Genomic DNA, 6,351 nt, shown 5'->3' with positions numbered 1-6,351 from the left:
CAGCGTGGTTTGACGGGGCGCCTAAGATCAAAAGCAGATCAAGATCAAGAGCAGCTCGCTTCGCATCGTGGTTACTGTCGTTGGCATCTACCGTCAGGTGCGTCGCGAGAACCCATTAACGACGATATACAGCAGCGGCCCTACCGACACGAACACCGCCGTCAACAGGAAATACGGGATCAACGACGCCACGGAGCGCCCTCGTCCGCGCGCGTCCCGGTACATCCACGCACACGCCAGCACCGCCATCAAATACAGGTCAATCACCACTTGTGCGGTATCAGGCCGCGACATCAGCTCGCGTCCAAATGCCAGCAGTGATTGCTCGGCCGTGAGCATCGTCGCCGCCGTGTAGAGGGTAAATCCCAGCAGGGCAGCCAGAGCAATATAGGGTCTGTGCATGGTCTCTTCCTTGAAGCGCAATGGTAGTCATCGCGGCCACCTTAGCTGGTTTTGTGAAATATCTGTACGTAGACTGCCGCCATCCCCCCACGTGAAGGCGGCGAAAAAACGTGATGCAAGTTACTGAAGTCTCCATTGCCCAATTGCGCGCTGCGCTTGAAGCCGGGCAGACCACGGCCGTTGAACTGGTCCAGGCATACCTGGCACGGATCGATGCCTACGATGGCCCGCAGACAGCTACGGCGCTGAACGCCGTGGTGGTGCGCAACCCTGACGCCCTGAAAGAAGCCGAGGCGTCGGATGCGCGCCGCGCCAAGGGCCAGACCCTGGGACCGTTGGAGGGTATTCCCTACACGGCCAAGGACAGTTACCTGGTCAAAGGTCTGACGGCCGCATCCGGCAGCCCGGCGTTTGCCAAGCTGGTGGCCCAGCGCGATGCCTTCACCATTGAGCGTCTGCGTGCCGGTGGCGCGATCTGCCTGGGCAAGACCAACATGCCGCCGATGGCCAATGGCGGCATGCAGCGTGGCGTGTATGGCCGCGCCGAAAGCCCTTACAACGCCGACTACCTGACCGCGCCATTTGCGTCCGGTTCTTCCAACGGCGCGGGCACTGCCACCGCCGCCAGCTTTGCAGCGTTTGGCCTGGCTGAAGAAACCTGGTCGAGTGGCCGCGGCCCGGCCTCCAACAATGGTTTGTGTGCCTATACGCCTTCCCGTGGGGTGATTTCGGTACGCGGCAACTGGCCATTGACCCCGACGATGGACGTCGTGGTGCCGTATGCGCGCACCATGGCCGACCTGTTGGAAGTGCTCGACGTCGTGGTGGCCGAAGACCCCGACAAGCGCGGCGACCTGTGGCGCCTGCAACCCTGGGTACCGATCCCCAGCGTCACCTCGGTGCGCCCGGCCTCATACGCCGCACTGGCCACCAGCAGCGAAAGCCTGGCCGGCAAGCGCTTTGGCGTGCCGCGCATGTACATCAATGCCGACCCCGACGCCGGCACCAGCGAAAAACCCGGTATCGGCGGGCCCACCGGGCAAAGGATCAATACCCGCGCCACGGTGATCGAGTTGTGGCAAGCCGCTCGCCAGGCGCTGGAGGCCGCCGGCGCCGAAGTGATCGAGGTGGATTTCCCGCTGGTATCCAACTGCGAAGGCGACCGCCCCGGCGCGCCAACGGTGTTTACCCGTGGCCTGGTGTCCAAGGAGTTCCTCCACGACGAACTGTGGGAGCTGTCTGCCTGGGCCTTCGATGACTTCCTGCGCGCCAACAACGATCCGGCGCTCAACCGCCTGGCGGATGTGGACGGACCAAAGATCTTCCCCCACGACCCCGGCACCCTGCCCAACCGTGAAGACGACCTCGCCGCCGGCATGGATGAATACGTGCGCATGGCCCAACGCGGCATCACACCGTGGGACCAGATCGGTACCGTGCCCAATGGCCTGCGTGGCCTGGAAACAACCCGGTGCCTGGATCTGGAAGACTGGATGGACAACCTCGGCCTCGACGCCGTGCTCTTCCCGACCGTAGCCGATGTAGGCCCGGCCGATGCCGACGTGAACGAAGCGTCTGCCGACATCGCCTGGAGCAACGGCGTGTGGGTGGCCAACGGTAACCTTGCGATTCGCCACCTGGGCGTGCCCACCGTCACCGTGCCGATGGGCGTGATGGCGGATATCGGTATGCCGGTAGGGCTGACGTTTGCCGGGCGTGCTTATGATGATTCGGCGCTGCTGCGCTTTGCCGCAGCGTTTGAAGCCACCGGCAGCAAACGCGTGATCCCTCCGCGCACACCGCCGCTGCCCAGCGAATAAACGCAATTCAAATGAGTGAGGAATATCTACACAACTTTGCAGTCGCCAACAGTAACCACGATGCGAAGCGAGCCGCTCTTGATCTTGCTCTTGATCTGCTTTTGATCTGCTTTTGATCTGAGGCGCCCCGTCAAACCACGCTGGCCGGAATTCGACAGGGATTTGGGGGGTAAACCGGCAGGGATGCCGGTTTTAGCCGCCCCGCGCCATGGATGGCGCGTGGCGGCGGCCCCCCAAATCCCTGTCGGATTACGGGCACACCGAGCCTAAGCGAGGTGCCGAGTGGTGGGCAAGAGCGTTTTGGTTACTTTTGCGCTTTTCAAAAGTGAGCCGCTGTAAGAGCGGAACCAATAGCAGTCGTTACCCAAATAACGGATATGTACTCGGTCTGACCCAGCACCCTGGTCGGCCCTGAGGCCGCCATCGGGAGCAAGCCCCCTCCCACATTTTGCTGTATTTGCAATCAAGCACCGTGGCTTAGGGCAGCGTCACCTCGCGACGCTGCCACTCGTCCACCACATCACCCATAGTCTTGGGGGCGCCATTGAGAATCCACGCCATAAAGGGGCGGTTGAACTTGAACGTCGGCCCGCACTGTTCACGCATGAAACGGCGCACGTTCTGAGTGTTTTTATAGCCCGGGGTCACCGGTGTCCCACGGGTGAGAGGGTCGCTGTGCCAGTCAAAAGCCATTTTTACCTCGGCTATGGGGTGCTGGTTACCACTCTAACCTCGAATCATCTCAGCCCATTTCAAAATTTCACTTTCCTTCCCTGCCGAAATTATTGCATGGTTGTACGACGACATACCTCGTCGTATCCACCCAACAAAAACAAGGAACACCCATGCCCAACCTCAAAGTGCTGATCGGCTTCCTGTGCCTGTTTTCCGGCTACGTCGCCGCCGCCCCTGCCGAAAAGGAAGTGGCCCAGGCAGTCGACCAACTGACCCAAGCCATGTTGCACCTGGACGTCAAGCAACTGCACGCGCTGACATCCGACACGCTCACCTACGGCCACTCCAGCGGCAAAGTGCAGAACAAGGCGCAATTTATCGCCGACCTGCAAACCCACACCAGCGCCTTCAAGACTCTGGAAATGCAGAACCAGACCATCACCCTTAATGGCGATACCGCCCTGGTGCGCAACCACTTCCATGCCCTGGCGGTGAACAGTGGTGTGGACACGCCAACCGATATCGACAACTTCCAGGTCTGGCAGAAACAACACGGCAAGTGGCTACTGATCGGGCGCCAGGCTTACAAATACTGAGCACAGCTCACCACGCCACCACTTTGCGTATCGTCTCCAGGGCCCCACGCAACTGCGCCATCGGCACCGACCCCAGGGCCACGCGCAGTGCGTGGGGCACCTGGGCCGAGACTGCGAACGGTTCGGCGGTGGACACGCAAATGCCTTCGCGCTGCAAGGTCATGGCGACTTGATCGGCGCGAGCCTCTTCTGCCAAAGGCAGCCACAAAAAATACGATGACGGATGGCTGACATACCGCACGCCCGTCAGCACTTGGGCTGCCAGTGCCTGGCGGGCTTGGGCATCCGCGCGTTTTTGCGCCTCCAGTTGCGCCACCGTACCGTCTTCGAGCCAGGCCACTGCAATGGCACTCATCACGCCTGGCACGCTCCAGGTGGTGGCCATGATCGTACGTTCCAACCTGCTCACCCAAGCTGAAGGCGCCGCGATAAACCCTATGCGCAAACCGGCGGCGACATTCTTGGACAGCCCACCCACATACACCGTGCGCTCCGGGGCCAGTGCCGCCAACGGCGCAGGTGCATCTTCGGCGAGAAACGCATAGGCGCCATCCTCGACGATCATCAGGTTGTGCTGCCGGGCAATCGCCACCAAACGCTTGCGCTGCTCCAGGCTCAGTACCCAGCCCAGCGGGTTATGCAGGGTTGGCATGCTGTATACCGCACGTACCGGGCGCTGGCGACACAGGCTATGCAGATGGTCCAGGTCCGGGCCGGCCGTGGTCACCGGGATGGCGACGATTTCCAGGTGCAGGGTTTCGGCCAGCGCCTTGAAGCCCGGATAAGTCAGCGCATCCACCGCGATCACATCCCCAGGCTTGAGCAACGTCATCAGGGTCACCGCCAAGCCGTGCTGGGCGCCGCTGACCACCAGTACCTGCTCGGCGGCCACCGTGAGTCCTCGATTCAACAAGTGCCGGGCCATGGCGGCGCGCTCATGCACGCGCCCTGCATGGGGCTGGTAACGCAGCAGTGCCTCCAGATCGCCCGACAACGCCAACTGGCGCAACGCCGTGCGCAACAGCTCGGCCTGCCCAGGCAAGGACGGGTAGTTGAAATTCAGGTCGAGCAGGCCCGGCGCCACCGTCATCTGCCCGCTGCCCTGCCCCGGCGGCAAGGTGATTTCACGCACGAAGGTACCGCGACCGGTCTCGCCACTGACCAGGCCCATGGCTTCCAACTCGCTGTACACCCGGCTCGCGGTGACCAGTGCCAAGCCATGCTCAGCGGCCAACTGACGATGGGTGGGCAAGCGCGCGCCGGCAGGCATCTGCCCACTGCGGATGGCCTCGGCGAAGGTATCGACCAGCAATTTGTAGCGCGCACGGGGCATCGGGATGTATCCATGACAATTTTTTGATTGTCCTAATCTTCAGCCCTAGGATGAGCCGCACGCAACCCCACTTTCGGACATACCGCCATGGAACGCATCGCCCGCTTCGGCACCCTGGATGTCAGCACTCAGGGTTGGATCAACGGTTTTATCGGCGTGGTGATTTTCAGCGGATCGCTGCCGGCCACGCGCCTGGCGGTCATGGAGTTCGACCCGGTGTTCCTGACCATGATCCGCGCCACCCTCGCCGCCCTGCTGGGGGGCTGCCTGTTGTGGCTATTCAAGCAAAAACGCCCCACCCGTCAGCAATGGGCTCCCTTGGTGATCGTCGCTCTGGGCGTGGTGATCGGCTTCCCACTGCTCACAGCCCTGGCCCTGCAATACGTGACCTCGGCCCATTCAATCGTCTTCATCGGCCTGCTGCCCCTGGCCACGGCGGTATTTGGCGTGCTGCGTGGCGGCGAGCGACCCAAGCCAGTGTTCTGGTTGTTTTCCATCCTGGGCAGCCTGTTGGTGATGGGTTACGCCTTTGCCCAAGGCTTGAGCGCCGCCCCTGCAGGCGACTTGTTGATGCTGTTGGCGGTGCTGGTCTGCGGCCTGGGTTATGCCGAAGGCGCCAAGCTGTCGCGCAGCCTGGGTGGCTGGCAGGTGATTTGTTGGGCGCTGGTGGTGTCGCTGCCGCTGGTGGCACCGTTGAGCCTGCTGCTGGCGCCTTCGACCCTCAGCGGCATTAGCCTGCCGGCGTGGCTGAGCCTGGGGTACGTGGCGCTGTTCAGCATGTTGATCGGCTTTGTGTTCTGGTACCGCGGCCTGGCCCAGGGCGGCATTGCCGCAGTCGGCCAGTTGCAGCTGCTGCAACCTTTCTTCGGCCTGGCGCTGGCCGCGGGCCTGCTGCATGAGCAGGTCAGCCTGGGCATGGTGCTGGTGACGTTCGCGGTGATCGGCTGCGTGGCCGGGGCGAAGAAGTTTGCCCGCTGACGCGTGGCCTGCTAAACAGGGAAGTCGCCTGAACAATAACAAGGACTTTGCATGACCACCGCTTCTCTCCAAGACATCACCGCGCCAGAAGGCATCTGCTACGGCTGCGGCAGCAGCAACCCCCATGGCCTGCATATCAAGAGCCGCTGGGCCGAAGATGGCGTACACGTGGTCGCCGAGCATCAACCCGAAGCCAGATACAGCGGCTGGCCAGACCTGGTCTACGGCGGCCTGATCGCCATGCTGGTGGATTGCCATTCCAACTGGACCGCCATGGCCTACCACTACCGCGCCGAACAGCGCGAACCCGGCAGCCTGCCGCGCATCGACTGCGTCACCGGCAACCTGGGGATCAAATTCATCAAGCCCACACCGATGGGCGTGCCACTGACCCTGCGCGCACGGGTCGAAGGCGACATCGGGCGCAAAAGCCGCGTGGTCTGCGAGGTGTACGCCGGTGACGTGCTCACGGCCATCGGCGATTCAGTTTTCGTACGCGTCGACACCGGTCAATTGGCCGCGGCCGCCCATGGTCGCGAGGTGTGAT

7 protein-coding genes are annotated in these 6,351 nt (G+C 62.4%); 4 read left to right on the top strand and 3 right to left on the bottom strand.

What is annotated here, in order from left to right; translation table 11 throughout:
• Positions 1-93: 93 nt before the first annotated feature.
• Positions 94-402 (bottom strand): DUF2834 domain-containing protein, encoded by a 309-nt coding sequence (locus E4O97_RS07070; protein ID WP_248161021.1) that lies wholly within the window; start codon positions 400-402, stop codon positions 94-96.
• A gap of 110 nt (positions 403-512) precedes the next feature.
• Between E4O97_RS07070 and E4O97_RS07065 the strand changes: the two genes are divergently transcribed.
• Positions 513-2,222, top strand: coding sequence for an amidase (locus E4O97_RS07065; protein ID WP_248161020.1), 1,710 nt, complete (start codon positions 513-515; stop codon positions 2,220-2,222).
• Between the two features lie 477 nt (positions 2,223-2,699).
• On the opposite strand, the gene E4O97_RS07060 is transcribed toward E4O97_RS07065, so the two are convergent.
• Positions 2,700-2,915 carry a DUF6434 domain-containing protein gene (locus tag E4O97_RS07060; protein ID WP_078821237.1) on the bottom strand — a complete coding sequence of 72 codons (216 nt, stop codon included), beginning with the start codon at positions 2,913-2,915 and terminating at the stop codon, positions 2,700-2,702.
• Positions 2,916-3,067: 152 nt separating this feature from the next.
• Here E4O97_RS07060 and E4O97_RS07055 point away from each other — a divergent pair, with 152 nt between their 5' ends.
• On the top strand, positions 3,068-3,493 hold the full coding sequence (locus E4O97_RS07055; protein WP_032880870.1) for a nuclear transport factor 2 family protein: 426 nt from the start codon (positions 3,068-3,070) through the stop codon (positions 3,491-3,493).
• Positions 3,494-3,500: 7 nt separating this feature from the next.
• Here the strand turns inward: E4O97_RS07055 and E4O97_RS07050 are convergent, their stop codons facing one another.
• Positions 3,501-4,826 (bottom strand): PLP-dependent aminotransferase family protein, encoded by a 1,326-nt coding sequence (locus E4O97_RS07050; RefSeq protein ID WP_248161019.1) that lies wholly within the window; start codon positions 4,824-4,826, stop codon positions 3,501-3,503.
• Positions 4,827-4,913: 87 nt separating this feature from the next.
• On the opposite strand from E4O97_RS07050, the gene E4O97_RS07045 reads away from it, so the two are divergent.
• Positions 4,914-5,804, top strand: a complete 891-nt coding sequence (locus E4O97_RS07045; protein WP_078821236.1) for a DMT family transporter — start codon at positions 4,914-4,916, stop codon at positions 5,802-5,804.
• A gap of 51 nt (positions 5,805-5,855) precedes the next feature.
• A complete protein-coding gene (locus E4O97_RS07040) occupies positions 5,856-6,350 on the top strand; it encodes a thioesterase (RefSeq protein WP_078821235.1) in 495 nt (164 codons plus the stop codon).
• The last annotated feature ends 1 nt before the right edge of the window (position 6,351 follow it).

It is taken from the genome of Pseudomonas sp. W15Feb34 (assembly GCF_023127765.1).
GTDB classification, from domain to species: Bacteria; Pseudomonadota; Gammaproteobacteria; order Pseudomonadales; family Pseudomonadaceae; genus Aquipseudomonas; species Aquipseudomonas synxantha_A.
This window is presented reverse-complemented; position numbering and strand designations above follow the sequence as displayed.